Annotated in this window: 15 protein-coding genes; 3 read left to right on the forward strand and 12 right to left on the reverse strand. The window is 31.4% G+C overall.

Annotation, left to right across the window (positions count from 1 at the left end):
• Positions 1 to 3108 (reverse strand): choice-of-anchor L domain-containing protein (locus G4D72_RS08905; protein ID WP_166077332.1); only part of this gene is annotated, 3108 nt, incomplete at its 3' end.
• A 91-nt stretch (positions 3109 to 3199) separates the two neighbouring features.
• On the opposite strand from G4D72_RS08905, the gene G4D72_RS08910 reads away from it, so the two are divergent.
• Positions 3200 to 4096, forward strand: a complete 897-nt coding sequence (locus G4D72_RS08910; RefSeq protein WP_166077333.1) for a NifU family protein — start codon at positions 3200 to 3202, stop codon at positions 4094 to 4096.
• A gap of 70 nt (positions 4097 to 4166) precedes the next feature.
• Positions 4167 to 4928, forward strand: a complete 762-nt coding sequence (locus G4D72_RS08915; RefSeq protein WP_166077334.1) for a mechanosensitive ion channel family protein — start codon at positions 4167 to 4169, stop codon at positions 4926 to 4928.
• A gap of 54 nt (positions 4929 to 4982) precedes the next feature.
• On the opposite strand, the gene G4D72_RS08920 is transcribed toward G4D72_RS08915, so the two are convergent.
• From G4D72_RS08920 to G4D72_RS08940, 5 genes are all read right to left on the reverse strand, one after another.
• Entirely contained in the window at positions 4983 to 5396 is a 414-nt protein-coding gene (locus G4D72_RS08920; RefSeq protein WP_166077335.1) for an endonuclease domain-containing protein, read from the reverse strand.
• Between the two features lie 82 nt (positions 5397 to 5478).
• Positions 5479 to 5889 (reverse strand): hypothetical protein, encoded by a 411-nt coding sequence (locus G4D72_RS08925; RefSeq protein ID WP_166077336.1) that lies wholly within the window; start codon positions 5887 to 5889, stop codon positions 5479 to 5481.
• A gap of 134 nt (positions 5890 to 6023) precedes the next feature.
• On the reverse strand, positions 6024 to 6689 hold the full coding sequence (tsaB, locus tag G4D72_RS08930; RefSeq protein WP_166077337.1) for a tRNA (adenosine(37)-N6)-threonylcarbamoyltransferase complex dimerization subunit type 1 TsaB: 666 nt from the start codon (positions 6687 to 6689) through the stop codon (positions 6024 to 6026).
• Positions 6690 to 6768: 79 nt separating this feature from the next.
• Positions 6769 to 8094, reverse strand: coding sequence for an efflux RND transporter periplasmic adaptor subunit (locus G4D72_RS08935; protein ID WP_166077338.1), 1326 nt, complete (start codon positions 8092 to 8094; stop codon positions 6769 to 6771).
• A gap of 4 nt (positions 8095 to 8098) precedes the next feature.
• Positions 8099 to 9460, reverse strand: coding sequence for a TolC family protein (locus G4D72_RS08940; RefSeq protein WP_166077339.1), 1362 nt, complete (start codon positions 9458 to 9460; stop codon positions 8099 to 8101).
• Between the two features lie 154 nt (positions 9461 to 9614).
• Here G4D72_RS08940 and G4D72_RS08945 point away from each other — a divergent pair, with 154 nt between their 5' ends.
• Entirely contained in the window at positions 9615 to 11006 is a 1392-nt protein-coding gene (locus G4D72_RS08945; protein WP_166077340.1) for a DUF4403 family protein, read from the forward strand.
• A 70-nt stretch (positions 11007 to 11076) separates the two neighbouring features.
• Here the strand turns inward: G4D72_RS08945 and G4D72_RS13540 are convergent, their stop codons facing one another.
• The 6 genes from G4D72_RS13540 to G4D72_RS08975 form a co-directional block, all read right to left on the reverse strand.
• A complete protein-coding gene (locus G4D72_RS13540; RefSeq protein ID WP_317165238.1) occupies positions 11077 to 11238 on the reverse strand; it encodes a hypothetical protein in 162 nt (53 codons plus the stop codon).
• Between the two features lie 103 nt (positions 11239 to 11341).
• The gene (locus G4D72_RS08955; protein ID WP_166077341.1) at positions 11342 to 11923 is read right to left on the reverse strand and encodes a DUF420 domain-containing protein; all 582 of its coding nucleotides are present in this window, start codon (positions 11921 to 11923) and stop codon (positions 11342 to 11344) included.
• An 81-nt stretch (positions 11924 to 12004) separates the two neighbouring features.
• Positions 12005 to 12631: an SCO family protein gene (locus G4D72_RS08960; RefSeq protein WP_166077342.1), complete on the reverse strand. Its 627-nt coding sequence runs from the start codon at positions 12629 to 12631 to the stop codon at positions 12005 to 12007.
• A gap of 46 nt (positions 12632 to 12677) precedes the next feature.
• Positions 12678 to 13370, reverse strand: a complete 693-nt coding sequence (locus G4D72_RS08965) for a hypothetical protein (protein ID WP_166077343.1) — start codon at positions 13368 to 13370, stop codon at positions 12678 to 12680.
• Positions 13371 to 13447: 77 nt separating this feature from the next.
• Positions 13448 to 13798, reverse strand: a complete 351-nt coding sequence (locus G4D72_RS08970; RefSeq protein WP_166077344.1) for a cytochrome C oxidase subunit IV family protein — start codon at positions 13796 to 13798, stop codon at positions 13448 to 13450.
• A gap of 21 nt (positions 13799 to 13819) precedes the next feature.
• Complete coding sequence (locus tag G4D72_RS08975) at positions 13820 to 14803, reverse strand: cytochrome c oxidase subunit 3 (RefSeq protein WP_166077345.1); 984 nt, start codon at positions 14801 to 14803, stop codon at positions 13820 to 13822.
• Positions 14804 to 14807 lie beyond the last annotated feature (4 nt).

Raw genomic sequence — 14807 nt, forward strand, 5'->3', positions numbered from 1 at the left:
TGTTGGTGTTCCAATCCCAGTTGCACCCGTTGTTGTATGAGTTATTATCGGTAAGTTGGTATTCACACATAAAACCGGTGACGATGAAGCCGGTGAAACCGTATTGTTCGGGTTAACTGTGATGGTAGCAGTACTAGAAAGTGTATTATCACATACTACATTCGGAGAACCACTTGTAACATATGTTAAAGTATAAGTCGTATTTGAAGCCAAAATTGGTGAATTCCAAACACCAACTCCACTTGAATCTAATAATTGAGTATACGCTGTAGTTCCATCAGTAAAACTCACTGTTGAAAACGGTGACCCGGTAAAATTTAATTGCCCCGAAGTATTAATACATGTAGTATTTCCAATGGCACTTGCTGTAGCAAGAGGAACCAGTGATATAGTAAACGGAACAGTCAAAGACTGATTACAAACTGGAATCGTAGCTGAAGCTATGTTGATTAAAGTAAATGTTGTATTTACAGTTAATGCCGGAGAAACCCATGTTTGTGTACCTGTAGCATCTAAAACAACATTATATGTATTCGTTCCGTCTGTTAAAGTAATCGTAGCGTTAGGAGTACCAAAAAAGTTTTGAGTCCATTGTTCCCCAAAACATGCTTCACCATTTAAAGGCGTAGAACTTAATAAAGGCAACTGATTTACTGTTACTGTAACGCTTCCAGAGGCTGGACTTGTACAAATTGGAGTAGAATTAGACGCAATACTAATTAAACTATACGTTGTTGTAAAATTTGGTGAAACAAGAACCGTTTCAGAACCCGTTGAACCAATCGCTACAGATTGGTTAGTAGTACCGTCTGTATAAATTATGGTTGTGTTAGGAGTTCCTGAAAAAACTAAACCTGTTGAAGAACCAAAACAAATTGTAGTTGTACCTGTAAAATTTGACACAACTGGCTGCGGTTTTACAAGCAATTGAAAAGTTTTCGAAGTATCAAAAACAGAACCATCTGAATTTTTAATCACTCTAATATAAATAGTTTGAGGATTTGACGTATTCGGATAAGCTGTAATTGGAGAAATTGGAGAAGCACCACTTAATACATCTGTGCTGTCATCATGATACGATATAGTATAATCTGCACTAGATAAACTTCCTAAAATGGTTGTATTTTGAACAGATAAATCGAAAATTTCTATTCCATTATTACTACTATCATCGCAAAGTATCAAATCAGGTGGCGTTTGTACACCACAAACTGGATTAATTGTTACATTTAAGGTACTAATATCTGCAGGACAACTCGAACTCGCATCCACTCTGTATTCCAATACATAATTTGCAGGACTATTATTTGAAGCTATGGTACCAGCTGCTAAATTTAAATTGGCTCCTGAACCTGAAACAACAGACCAAGTTCCACCAGCTTGTTCGCCAGAGATATAATCAAACAGATTAAAAGTTATTGTATCGTCTTTACAGAAAACTAAATTACCATCATTTCCAGCAAAATTAGCCTGATTAGCTAAAAGTGTGAATTGAGTAAATTGTCTGTTTACAGGCACCGCGTTTTCCCAATATCGTACATAAATCTCTTCAGGATTGGTAGTTAAAGAATAAGCATTTTCTGGCGTAATTGGTAAAATTCCAGCCACTGCATTTGCCATAGACTGATGAAAACTAATGGAATATTTAGTAGGATCAAAACCATTTAAAATGATTGGTTTTCTATTTGTTAGGTTGAAAACAGCTGAGCTTGGATTTAAACTACAATCTACATCATCACAATTCACAAATTTTAATTTAAACTCCATTACAGAACGACAAACATTACCTGTTAAAATAATATTAGACACACCTAAGAAAATAGATTGGTTTTCTGTTCCATTATAAGCACTCCAAGAAGCAACAGGAATCGCGTTTACGTTATTGTAAGCATCATCTCTAGTGGTATAAAAACCAAGTTCTTCATAATCTGCATTATAACTTGGAATGATGTTATTTATTTGCATATTTAAATTAAACTGACCAGTAGCTGTTGCAGGTGTATCAGAACACAAGGTCAATGGCGGTGGAGTGTTTAATGTTGGACCATATTGATATTGAATGACTATTTCATCATCAAAAGTACAAGCTTGTGTGGGATAAGGTTTTACCACAACTTTAAGTGTTCCATTGGTACATGACGGATTATCAAATATAAATTGATTGGATGTACTCGATGTAAAAACTAAAACATTTTCAAAATACCATTCATGAACTGCTCCAGGATAATCAGTAAGATTAAAAGGAGTAGAAAAAGATAATTTATCTCCACAACAAGCTTTACTTGGTCCTACCATATCCCCACCTAAATTTAAATTAGGTACAGAAAAACTATCTTCTTTAAAAAATACTGCAGAATCGTAAGCAGAATCTCCAACATCTGCAAGTGCAAGTTTGATATGATACGTTTGCCCACATTGCACTTCTGATCTGGCCGTTAAAACAGTTGTAAAACCATCATATTGAATAAAACCTCCAGCTGGATTGCTAACATAATAACTACTATTTAAACCCGGATTCACATTGTTAATAGAAATGGCTGTAGTAGAATTAGGCAATAAAGCTATATTTTTTGCCCCATTAGAATAAGGACCAGTAATTCCAGGACCACTTAAGAAAAAACCGAAGACATCATTAAATGAAGTACCCACAAATTCGGGATATTCCTCTGATGCAAAAACATATTCAAATTTTACTTCAGGTCCAACAGGAATAAAATCAAATTCTAGAATACAAATATTATTGATAGACAAACTCGCAATCATAGCTAAATCAGGGTCGCCATTAACTGGAAAATTTGAAGCAGTTGTACTACCACCAACTGAATTCGGACCGATAGCACCAGTTGCCGAACCATTAGTCATCAATAATCCACTCGACAAACCTAAATTTGTGGGTGTTACACCTGTAGTATAAAACCCTAATTGGTTATTCGTAATTAAAGCGTTAGGCACACTACCATTATATTTTACATTAGACACTGAAATTCCATCCCCAATCAATTTACTTAATATTAAATCTGCAGGTGAGAATAAAGTATTGTTAACGTTTAATTGAGCATTTGTTAAGAGTGTGGATAACAAAAAACAAAAAAATACTATTTTTTTCATATTATATATCGTTGTGTTAATATAATTATAATATTCAAATATATAACTTTAGTTTAAGCAATGTTTGTATCTTTGCAAAAAAAGGATTGAAATGAGCAAAATATCGATAAAAGTCACAAATAATACGTCGATTGTTAAATTTGAACTAGAAGATTATATCACTAAAAATCAAAACTTTGAATTTAAGAACATCGATGAAACTGAAAATTCTCCACTTGCAAAACAATTATTCTATCTTCCGTTTGTAAAATCGGTTTATATTTCTGGAAATTTCATTGCAATCGAGAAGTTTTCTATTGTAGAATGGGAAGACGTACAAGATGATGTAGCCCAACAAATTGAAGAATTTATTGAAAAAGGCGGTAAAATTATTTTGGAAGAAACTATAACCAAGAAAAATCCAATTACCATTTATGCGGAATCTACACCCAACCCTGCGGTTACTAAATTTGTAGCCAACAAAAAACTAACCAATACGGCTGTAGAATGTAAAAATATTGACCAAACTAAAGCCTCTCCGTTAGCCAAAGACTTGTTTAGTTTCCCATTTGTTAAAGAAGTATTTATAGACGAAAATTATATCTCGATTACGAAATATGACATTGCAGAATGGTCAGAAATAACGCTAGAATTGCGTACGTTTTTAAAACAATATTTAGAACAAACCGATTTAGTTGTAGATGAAAGTTTAATTGAGAAAACAGATAACTTCAAAATAAAACAAGATGCTTTTTTTGATAATTTAGATGTTACTTCTCAGGAAATCATCAACATTCTAGAAGAATACGTAAAACCAGCTGTTCAAAGCGATGGAGGAAACATAACGTTTAACTCATATGACGAAACAACAAACGTTGTAAAAGTAACTTTACAAGGTGCTTGCAGTGGTTGTCCTTCTTCAACATTTACTTTGAAAAATGGAATTGAAAACATGTTACGTGATATGCTAAAAAACAACACGATTATTGTGGAAGCAATGAACGGATAATCTAATAAATAAAATATAAAAAAAGCGTTCTAGATTTAGAACGCTTTTTTATTTTTGCAAAAAAACTTCTATGGAATTTCAACCGTATTTAAATACTATAAAAAACATAATTTTCGATTATTCACCAAGAATCGCAATTGCGCTCATTCTTTTATTTGGTGGTTTATGGCTTACAAGTTTTATCACTAAAACGGCCAAAAAAATAATGACTAAAAGAAATGTTGAAATTACATTGACTAACTTTTTAGGAAACATTATTTTTTGGACCTTAAGAATCATGGTTTTTATTGCCGTAATTTCTAAATTAGGAGTAGAAACTTCTTCATTTGTAGCAATTTTAGGAGCTGCAGGATTAGCAGTTGGTTTGTCGCTACAAGGTTCTTTGTCTAATTTTGCTGGAGGAATATTGATAATTTTATTTAAGCCTTTTCGAGTTGGTGATGTCATCGAGGTGCAAGGCGAACAAGGAAGTGTTTCTGAAATTTTAATTTTTTCTACAAAAATAATTACAGCCACAAACCAAATAGTTTATATACCTAACGGAATTTTATCTAACGGGAAAATAAAAAATTACAGTCAACTAAATACAAGACGAGTAGATATCGAAATTATCACTAATTACAGTTCAGATGTAACAGCTATCAAAAGCAACATATTGTCTATAATTAATCAACATCCTTTGGTTTTAAAAGAACCTAAATCAGATGTGTTTATTGCTAATTTTACAGAAACTTCTATCCATTTTAGCGCCAGAGTTTGGACAGAAAATGCCAATTATCCACAAGTAAAGTCGGATATTTTAGAGCAGTGTAAAGATTTGGTGAGTATATAGATTTAGGCGCATTTTAATTCCCCTCTTATAGAGGGGTGGCCGTAGGTCGGGGTGTCAAACTTTATATTCTTGAACAATGTAATCTTCTAATTCTAACATTACATTGTCTAAATCATGTAGCACTCTAAGTTTAGAAATTCTAAAAATTCTAATTCCAAGAGAAATCATAAACTCATTTCTTTTGGCATCATAATTTTCTTTTTCGTTATGACTTTCGCCATCGATTTCAATTACAAGTCCTAAACTTTTTACATAAAAATCAACAATATAATTTCCGATTACTCTTTGTCTGTCGAAATCTAATTTCCAGAATTCTTTGTTTCTAACTTGCTTCCAAAATACAACTTCAGCAAAATTACCTGCTTTTCTTAAGGCTTTTGCTCTGTTTTTTAATGTGTAGTTATAGGGAAGATTGATAATATAGTTAGTTTTTAAAGGAATTCCATTTATATTTAAAGATTCTGACATATTATAAATTATTTATTACACCCCACCCTTCGGGCACCCCTCTAAAAGAGGGGAAATATAGCGGAGTGTTTTATTATATGTTTTACCAATCTGGCTTAACATCTTTCAAATTATCAACATATATCTTTTTATAAAGATGTCTATAATTTGAAGTTATTCTTAATTCTATATCTCCATTAGGTAAAATCCTGTATTTTTTCATACTACCTACAAAAGGATGATTTGGAAATTCAATTTTTACATTTTTATCTCTAACATTATAATAACCGACATATCTTGCTTTTTTTAAATCATTAAAATCAATATCCTTGTATGTTAAATTCACTATTGGTTTATCACTTCTTGAAAAAAAAGCATATTGGCCATTCTTAAAAAATCTAAAAATGAAATTGAATTCTATGTCTATATTTTCATCTTTATCATGAAGATAATAAATTGTATTGAGGTCAATCAAGTCAATTTTTGTAGAATCAAAAGATTTCTTAAGTTTCATTTCTCTGAGTTGCATCCTGCCATAACTATTTTGAGAAATATAATATTGCCAATTATTACATCCTAGAATAAAAAGGATAATTATGAATGTAAAAAACAATTTAAGAATATTCTTATTTCTCATAGCAAGACTATTTACTTCTTCGTCAACATTACAAAATCTTTTAAGTAAAAAGGTTCGAAATACGCTACATCTTCAAATTGATTATTTTGGTATTTATGGTAAGAAATTTTTGCCATTTCTATAGCTGAAGGAAATTCAATTTCTGGATAGTATTTAAATTTAGCATCGGTTAAAACCGCTTTAAATTTCATGGCACCATCACCAATTAAGTGCAAGGTTTCTGAAAATTCACCATAACTGGTTGCGTCTATAATCTCTGCTTGAGTTTCTCTTATCTTATTGAAATTCGTATCGAAAAAAGCAGAAAATACTTCCATTCTACGGGCATCTATCATAGGTACAATAATTCCATTTTCGACAGTGATTTTTCGAGCAATAACTTCTAAAGTGTCTACTGAAATCAAAGGAACAGATAAAGCATAACACAACCCTTTTGCAGCGGAAACACCAATTCGCAATCCGGTATAAGAACCTGGACCTTGACTAACAGCAATCGCATCTAAATCTTGTAACTTTAGATTTGATTCTAGAAATAACTCTTCAATAAAAACGTGCAATTTTTCAGCATGAGAAAAGTTTTGTGTAGCGATTTCTCTTAGCGCTACTGTTTCTCCATCTTTAGCCAATCCAACAGAACAATTTTTTGTTGCCGTTTCTATATTTAGAAGTATTGCCATATTAAAGTAATTAAGTACACAAAGAAACAAAAAAAGACACAATTTCTTGTGTCTTTTAATGATCAAAATCTATTCATAACTAACTTTTCTGCTCTTTTTCTTTTTTATCTTTATCCGATTTGGTTTCTAATCGAACTTTATCATTTGGCATTAACTCTTTAGAAACCAACGTATATGGCCCAATTATAATTTCATCGCCTTTTTTCAAACCTGATAAAATTTCTATATTGGTATCGTCTTGAATTCCAGTTTTAACCACTCTAATTTTAGCCTTATCTCCTACTTTAACAAAAACACATTCAAATTTAATATCTTTTTTTGGTGTGTTTCCTTTTTTCTCTGCTTCTTCTTTTTCCAATTCTGCCACCACATCTTTTTTAGTTGAAGTGGTATCATCTTTTATTACAATTGCGCTAATTGGCACTGCCAAAACGTTTGTACTTCTTTTAGTTTCTATATCAACCGTAGCCGTCATTCCTGGGCGGAAAGGCGAATAACTTACCGGTTTTCCTTCTAATAAATCTTGGTAAGAATCTTTCACTAATCGTACTTTAACTTTAAAATTTGTAACCTGATCTGCAGTTAATCCAGTATTTGCCGAATTTGAAATACTTGTTACCACTCCATCAAATTTTCTTTTTAAATAAGCATCTACTTCAATTTTAGCCGAATCGCCTATGTTAACTTTCACAATATCATTTTCATTCACATCTACTTCAACTTCCATATTGTTTAAGTTGGCAATTCGCATCATTTCTGTACCAGCCATTTGCTGTTGTCCTAGTACTCTTTCACCTAATTCGATATCTAATTTCGAAATTGTTCCATCAGCTGGTGCAAAAATAGTGGTACGTTTTAAATTATCACTCGCTTCAGTTACATTAGCCGAAGCTGATTTCATTTGATAATATGCCGATTGTTTACTCGCCACAGCTACTTCATAAGCCGAAACAATTCTGTCCCATTCTGAACGAGAAATCACGCCTTTCTCAAAAAGCTTTTTATTTCTGTCGTAATTCGCTTTAGCTTCTTTAACTTGAGCATCTGCCTGACTTACACCCGCTTTTGAAGTAGATAAAGACGCAACGGTTCTATCTACACCTGAAGTATAAATATCTGGATTGATTTTAACCAACAACTGCCCTTTTTTTACTTCTTGTCCTTCTTTTACATTTAAGGCGATAATTTCACCTGAAACTTCTGGCATAATTTTTATTTCAACTTCTGGTTGAATTTTACCTGTAGCAGAAACAGTTTCAATAATAGTATTGGTTTCAAGTTTAGCAGTCTCAACTACTTTTCCTTCGTCGTTACTTCCAATTTTTCCTGATTTTTTCAGAATAATTAATAGCGCAATTACAGCAACTACACTTCCTAAAATGATAAATAATTTTTTTCTAGACATGACTTTATTGTTTTTCTATAAGTGGAATTCCGAAATAAAATTCTAAAATTTTAATTCTAAAAATATAATCGTATTTGGTTCTTAATACTTCTGATTGTGCATTTACGAAAGCAGTTTGCGATTGGTTGTAATCGAAAATATTCATCATACCAATTTCGTATCTGTCTTTGGCATACTGCATGGCCAATTCTCTTGCTTTTTCAATTTGTAAAGCAGCTTCATAACTTTCTTTAGCGGCTTTTGTATCGGTGTAAGCTGTGAATACATTTCTTTCAATATCTAATTCTTGTTGTGAAACGTTCAATTTTACTTTTTCGAAATTTACCTTATTTCTTTGTACGTTATTTCGAGTAGCAAAGCCGTTAAAAATTGGAATATTTAAAGACAATCCGAAATTTTGACCTTTATTTGTATCAAACTGATCAAAAATTGGTTTTGCACCGGTAATTACTGGAGCTCCATTTACAATATCAAAACTATTTGAATTTGATGCTCTTGTATTAAATCCGTAAAAAGCAGATAAAGTTGGTAAATAGGCACCTTTTGCTATCGAAATGTCTTTTTCCGCTATTTGTAAATTGGTTTTTGCGATTTTTAATTCCGTTCTGTTTTCTTTTGCTTTTGCGATTACTGCTTCTGCTGATTCATTTAAGATTGTAGACAACATTGAAGGAATATCATCTTCTGAAATATCAAAATTTTGAAAATCCTGAATTTGTAGCAGTTGAGCCAAACTTAACTTTGATAATAATAAGGCGTTTTCGGCTACTATAATTCTTTGTTTACCTGATGCCATGGTAGCTTGAATGTCTAACAAATCTCCTCTAGGAACATTACCCGCTTCTACTAATTCTAAAGTTCTGTTATATTGTTTGGTATCTAATAAATTTTGAACCGTTTGTACCTTTAAGTTTTCTTTATTAAATAATATTTGTAAAAAGGCATTAGCTACATTTAAAGCAATGTCTTCTTGCATTTTAGTAACTTGATATTGAGAGGCTAGTATGGATAAATTCGCTTTTCTAAGCTGATTTAAATTTTGCAAACCTCTATAAATATCTACATTAGCATTCAAATTAGCAGATGTAAATTGAGTAGTTTGATTTTCCAACAATCCTGTAGTAATATTCTGGTTCAAACCAATATTCCAAGAATGTGAACCTGATGCATTCACTGAAGGCAAAAAATTACCAATCGCATCCTTTTTTGTAATCGCCGCTGATTGTAAATCTAATTCTGATTGTTTTATAGAAATATTATTTTTTATAGCATGATTGATACATTCTTTTAAGGTCCATTTTTTTGCCTGGGCCAAAGATGTAGCACTTACTAAAAATAATACAAAAACTAGTTGTACTGACTTCATTATGATAATTGTTTTCTTATTTGACCATATTTTTTAAAAAATGTTACAGTTTCCAATTAAAATTTTACTTTTATGGCTAAAATCTAAAAACGAAACAATATTTAGTCAATCTTTTTGTTATGTTTCTACGAACTAGTTAAAACACCTTTTACACATGAATATAAAAATTAAAATTTTGCTATTTGGAATCTTAACCATGGGACTTTTTAGTTGTAGCTCTACCAAAAGAATTGACACCATAAAACCCGAACCAACAGATAATGCTCCAATAGTTTTTAGTAATAAAACTTCCTTAATTTCAATGCCAATGGAAGTTAGCATGAAAGAAATTGAACACCAACTAAATAAAAACTTAAAAGGTTTAATTTATTCCGATTCGATTTTAAATGACGACAAAACCGAAATGAAAATTTGGAAAACGAATGATATTAAACTAGTAGAGAAAAACGGAGAAATACTATCTGTTATTCCGTTAAAAATTTGGGCAAAAATTAAATACGGAACCGAATTTTTAGGATTGAACGATACCCGAGAAATCAACTTAAACGGAACTATAACTTTAAAAAGTAAAGCTAATTTTGCCAATTGGAAACTGAATACTACATCTAAAATTGAAGATTTCGAATGGAGTGAAAGCCCGAGTATTTTAGTTGCAGGAAAAAATGTTCCAATAACCTATATCATTAATCCGACTTTATCTATTTTTAAAGGAAAAGTTGCTAAAATGATCGACGAAGCCATCAACAAAAGTTGCGATTTTAAAGAACAAGTATTAAATGTTTTAGAAACCATTTCTACTCCATTTATGGCAAATGAAACCTATGAAACTTGGTTTAAACTGGTACCCAATGAAATTTATAGCACAAATGCCGTTTTGAGCCATTCTAAAATTACGATGAATTTAGGAATGAAATGTATGATGCAAACCTTAATTGGGCAAAAACCAAAAAACGGATTTGATAGAACTAAAATAATTTCGAAAGCTGTAAGTAAAATTCCTTCCGATTTTAATGCGGCTGTAGCAGCAGTTTCTACTTATGAAAGCGCAAGTAGAATTATGACGAAAAACTTCATGGGTCAAGAATTCGGATCTGGAAAACGAAAAGTTACAGTTCAAAAAGTAGATTTATGGTATAAAGATGGTAAAATGATTATTGCGTTAGACATGTTAGGCTCTGTGAATGGCACCATTTATTTAGCTGGAATTCCGAAATACAACTCGGAAACCAAAGAAATTTATTTTGAAGAAATGGATTATGTATTAAACACCAAAGGCATTTTAACTAAAACAGCCAATTGGTTACTTCAAGGAATAATCTTAAATAAAATTAAAGAAAATTGTAAATATTCGATCCGACCAAATTTAGAAGATGGTAAGAAAAACATGTTGCCTTATCTTTCAAATTATTCACCGATGAAAGGCGTTTTCGTAAATGGAAAACTGAACGATTTTGTCTTTGAAAAAATGGAGTTAACCGAAAAAGGAATTGTAGCCTTCATAACTTCTACAGGAACAATGAAAATTACGATTGATGGAATGGATTAATCGCATTTACGATTTTGAATTTACAATTAAAAAATCCCGATTATTTAAAATATGATCGGGATTTTTTATATTAACTTGATGCTTGTGCTTTCTTTTTTTGTTTTAATCGCCATACCGCATAAAAAACACCTGCAACTAAAATATAAGGTATAGCCATCAAATAAACAATTCCGTCGTTTACACCTTCCGCAACTGCTTTATTGGCCTCGTTTTGAAGTGAAGCTCGACACATAGCACATTGTGCGTTTCCTTCAAGAAAAAAGAAACAAGTAAAAAGTAAAAAGTAAAAAAACTTACTGCTACTTACCTGGCTCTTTATACTTTTTCCTTTGCTCTTACTTAACATAATAAGGAGAAATCATAAGATAAACTATTACACCTGTAATTGCCACATATAACCAAATTGGAAAAGTAATTTTAGCCAATTTTTTATGTTTATCAAATCGTTGTGCTAAAGCTCTCACATATGTGATTAAAACTAATGGAATGATGATAACCGAAAGCGCGATATGTGTTAACAAAATAAACAAATATATACCTCTAGAGCTTCCAATAGCTACACGCTCTGTTTCTTCTAAAACAGAATTATGATTAACATCTCCATATACTGCTGAAATAGATGTCATGTGATACGCCACATACATAAGTAAAAAAGCTAACGAACAAGCAATCGCTATTTTCATTAAATTTTCATGCAATTTTCTTTTTCCGTTTTTAATTGCCAAAACAGCAACTATTAATAAAACAGCTGTTATTCCGTTTATAGTTGCATAAATTGGAGGTAACTCATGTAAAGGTTCTACATCATAACCTAACTTTTTTAAATTAACACCAAATAGAGCGGCAACAGCTACTGGGATAATTATCGATACGGCTGTAATTAACTTATTATATTTTGTTTCGGTATTGTTTTCCATTTTGATAAATTTTATAACACTGATTAAAAAGTTCACATTGAATGTTAGAACTCAAAAATCTTTTTAAATTATTAATTTTTATTATTCTTCAAGTAGTAATTTTATATCTTCTTTTAAGGCATCAATACCCGCTTGTTCTAAACCATCATAAAATAAAATTGGGTTGCCAAATTTATCTTTTCTACTTCTAATATTTCCATCTTTATCGATAAGGGCAAATTGACCTGAATGTCCAAATCCACCTTGTGCTTTAGCATCTTTTCCTGCTTGAATATAAAATCCTTTGTTCGCTAAATTCATGATATAATCTGAATTTCCAGTAAGAAAATGCCAATTAGGATGTTTTACGCCTAACGTTTTAGCATGTTCTTTTAAAAAAGCGGGAGTGTCATGCTCTGGATCAATTGTAATGGATGCGATTCCAAAATCTAAATTGCCATAAAATTCATCTTGCACCTGAACTAAATTTTTATTCATAATTGGACAAATGGTTAAACAATTTGCGAAGAAAAATTCAACAACATACACTTTACCCAAGTATGATTTATCCGAAATTTTCTTGCCATTTTGGTCTGTTAATTCAAAACTTGGTACTTTAGTAAGGACTTTTAAATCATTTTCTTTGAAACGTTCGGATAGTTCTTTTACTGTCCAAATTCCGAACAACAAAACAATAAATGATATTCCGATGTAAGAGTTTTTTTTCATAATTTAAATTTTTTTAAAATACAAAATGAATTAAAAAGTTAATAAATTACTTTTTAATTACTTCTTGTTCAATTTTATCTCTAAAATCATCTTTACGCTTATTCTTTTTAAGAGCTAAACGGTATTCACGAAGAAGAATTTTAACATCATCCGACATTTCATTATGCAATTCAGCAGCAGAAATAGTGTTATAGCTTTCTCTGTATTCTATCTTATCTTTAATTTTCTGACCGGTTCTTCCACGCAAGTTTCTATCTTTATCTAAAATATACACAAAAGAGCTTCCCGTTTTATCGTTTAGCTTGTTTTTAAATTTAAATGTACTAAAATACTTTTCAATGTCTCCAGGCTTTCCAAAAAGAAAATGCCAATTTTTTAAATCGTTAGACAACCTACGAAACTCTAACATAATGGCTTTAATTTTATCTTGATTGCCTTCAGGTAAAATCATTACCATTTGAAAATCTTTAAAACCGCTGTATTTGTTGTAAATCTTCTGATTTAGGTTAAATAAATTTGCTTTAACTTCATCGATATCGCTTCCAGGAAAACCTAATACGGTGATGTTTTTATCTAAGGTAATTTTTTCATTGTTTAAAGAGACGAACTGATTAGGGACATCTAAATGGTTTTTCGAAATAATTGGAAGAAAAAGAGAATTATGAGAAGCTGTAGCGAAAAACATATAAGCCACAATTGGCAAGATGAATAGAACAGATAAAACGATATATTTTTTCATTTTAGAAAGCTAAATTTTGAAAAACAAAGGTAAAAAAAAATCCCGACGTTAGTCGGGATACAATTATATAAATTTTGTTAAAAAATCCATTTATAATGAGAATTATCGAATACCTCGAAAATATAATCTGCTTCAACCAAAACGATGAAACATAGATATAAAATTAAGAAAACTAAAGGCGCTACAATAGACCAGCGCAAACTCTTCTTTTCTCCTTCTAAGTGCATAAATGCCCACATAATGTAGTAAGCTTTTACAACCGTTAATATAATAAATATCCAGTTAAGCAAACTCATACTCAAAAAATTATTCTTAAATAATGAGTCCGGTTTTAAGATACCTAAAGCAACTTCTACCGTTGTAATTATTGATAAGTATCCGAAAACGATCCAGATTCTTTTCATATTTGATTCATGTGCGTGTGCCATACTATTTTTTTTTACTAAAAATTAAACTAAGTAGAAGAATGTAAATACAAACACCCATACTAAATCGACAAAGTGCCAATATAAACCAACTTTCTCTACCATTTCATAACTTTTTCTTCTTTCGTAAGTACCTAACAATACATTAAAGAAAACTAAGATATTAAGCAATACTCCAGAAAATACGTGGAATCCGTGGAATCCTGTAATAAAGAAAAAGAAATCTGCAAATAATTTGTGTCCGTATTCGTTTCTAACTAAGTTCGCACCTTCAACAACTAAAACGGCGTCTTTTAATCTTTTTTCAGATTCTTCACGAGAAAGAACAGTTTTTTCTTTGTCTTTGATAAATTCTGTTCTAACTAAAAGTTCTGGATGAGATTTAAAACCTTGATTCACTTCATTTAAAGAATAATTTGTCAAGGCAAACTTATCTTCCATAAACCAAACCCCTTTGTCTCTAGTCAATTGTTCTCTTTCTTCATTTAAATTAGCCGCAAATTCTTCTAATTTAACTCTTTTGTAACCTGATTTTTCATTTTTATCTGGCTTCACAAATTGAAGGATAGAACCACCTGCAGTCTCAACCGCACCATATTCTCCTTTGATGAAATTTTTCCACTCCCAAGCCTGAGAACCTAAGAACATAAAACCACCAATAATAGTTAGCAACATGTAAACTGCTACTTTTGTTTTTTGTAATCTGTGTCCTGCATCAACAGCAATAACCATTGTTACAGATGAAAAGATAAGAATAAACGTCATCAAAGCCACATAATACATAGGTGCGTTTACACCGTGTAAGAATGGAAAGTGCGTAAATACCTCATCGGCGATTGGCCAAGTTTCGATAAATTTAAATCTAGAAAAACCGTATGCTGCAATAAAACCTGAAAAGGTTAAAGCATCTGATACGATAAAGAACCACATCATCATTTTACCGTAAGTGGCTCCCATTGGTCCTGGACCTCCGTCTAAAGCGTGTTCATTATTAACCGTAGCGCTCATATTA

The organism is Flavobacterium difficile (assembly GCF_011392115.1).
Lineage (GTDB): Bacteria > Bacteroidota > Bacteroidia > Flavobacteriales > Flavobacteriaceae > Flavobacterium > Flavobacterium difficile.

What these genes read in the sequence shown, in the direction of transcription:
- G4D72_RS08910 (WP_166077333.1), top strand. Translation starts at nt 3,200, where the DNA reads ATGAGCAAAATATCGATAAAAGTCACAAATAATACGTCGATTGTTAAA.
- G4D72_RS08915 (WP_166077334.1), top strand. Translation starts at nt 4,167, where the DNA reads ATGGAATTTCAACCGTATTTAAATACTATAAAAAACATAATTTTCGAT.
- G4D72_RS08920 (WP_166077335.1), bottom strand. Translation starts at nt 5,396, where the DNA reads ATGTCAGAATCTTTAAATATAAATGGAATTCCTTTAAAAACTAACTAT.
- G4D72_RS08925 (WP_166077336.1), bottom strand. Translation starts at nt 5,889, where the DNA reads ATGAAACTTAAGAAATCTTTTGATTCTACAAAAATTGACTTGATTGAC.
- tsaB (WP_166077337.1), bottom strand. Translation starts at nt 6,689, where the DNA reads ATGGCAATACTTCTAAATATAGAAACGGCAACAAAAAATTGTTCTGTT.
- G4D72_RS08935 (WP_166077338.1), bottom strand. Translation starts at nt 8,094, where the DNA reads ATGTCTAGAAAAAAATTATTTATCATTTTAGGAAGTGTAGTTGCTGTA.
- G4D72_RS08940 (WP_166077339.1), bottom strand. Translation starts at nt 9,460, where the DNA reads ATGAAGTCAGTACAACTAGTTTTTGTATTATTTTTAGTAAGTGCTACA.
- G4D72_RS08945 (WP_166077340.1), top strand. Translation starts at nt 9,615, where the DNA reads ATGAATATAAAAATTAAAATTTTGCTATTTGGAATCTTAACCATGGGA.
- G4D72_RS13540 (WP_317165238.1), bottom strand. Translation starts at nt 11,238, where the DNA reads ATGTGTCGAGCTTCACTTCAAAACGAGGCCAATAAAGCAGTTGCGGAA.
- G4D72_RS08955 (WP_166077341.1), bottom strand. Translation starts at nt 11,923, where the DNA reads ATGGAAAACAATACCGAAACAAAATATAATAAGTTAATTACAGCCGTA.
- G4D72_RS08960 (WP_166077342.1), bottom strand. Translation starts at nt 12,631, where the DNA reads ATGAAAAAAAACTCTTACATCGGAATATCATTTATTGTTTTGTTGTTC.
- G4D72_RS08965 (WP_166077343.1), bottom strand. Translation starts at nt 13,370, where the DNA reads ATGAAAAAATATATCGTTTTATCTGTTCTATTCATCTTGCCAATTGTG.
- G4D72_RS08970 (WP_166077344.1), bottom strand. Translation starts at nt 13,798, where the DNA reads ATGGCACACGCACATGAATCAAATATGAAAAGAATCTGGATCGTTTTC.
- G4D72_RS08975 (WP_166077345.1), bottom strand. Translation starts at nt 14,803, where the DNA reads ATGAGCGCTACGGTTAATAATGAACACGCTTTAGACGGAGGTCCAGGA.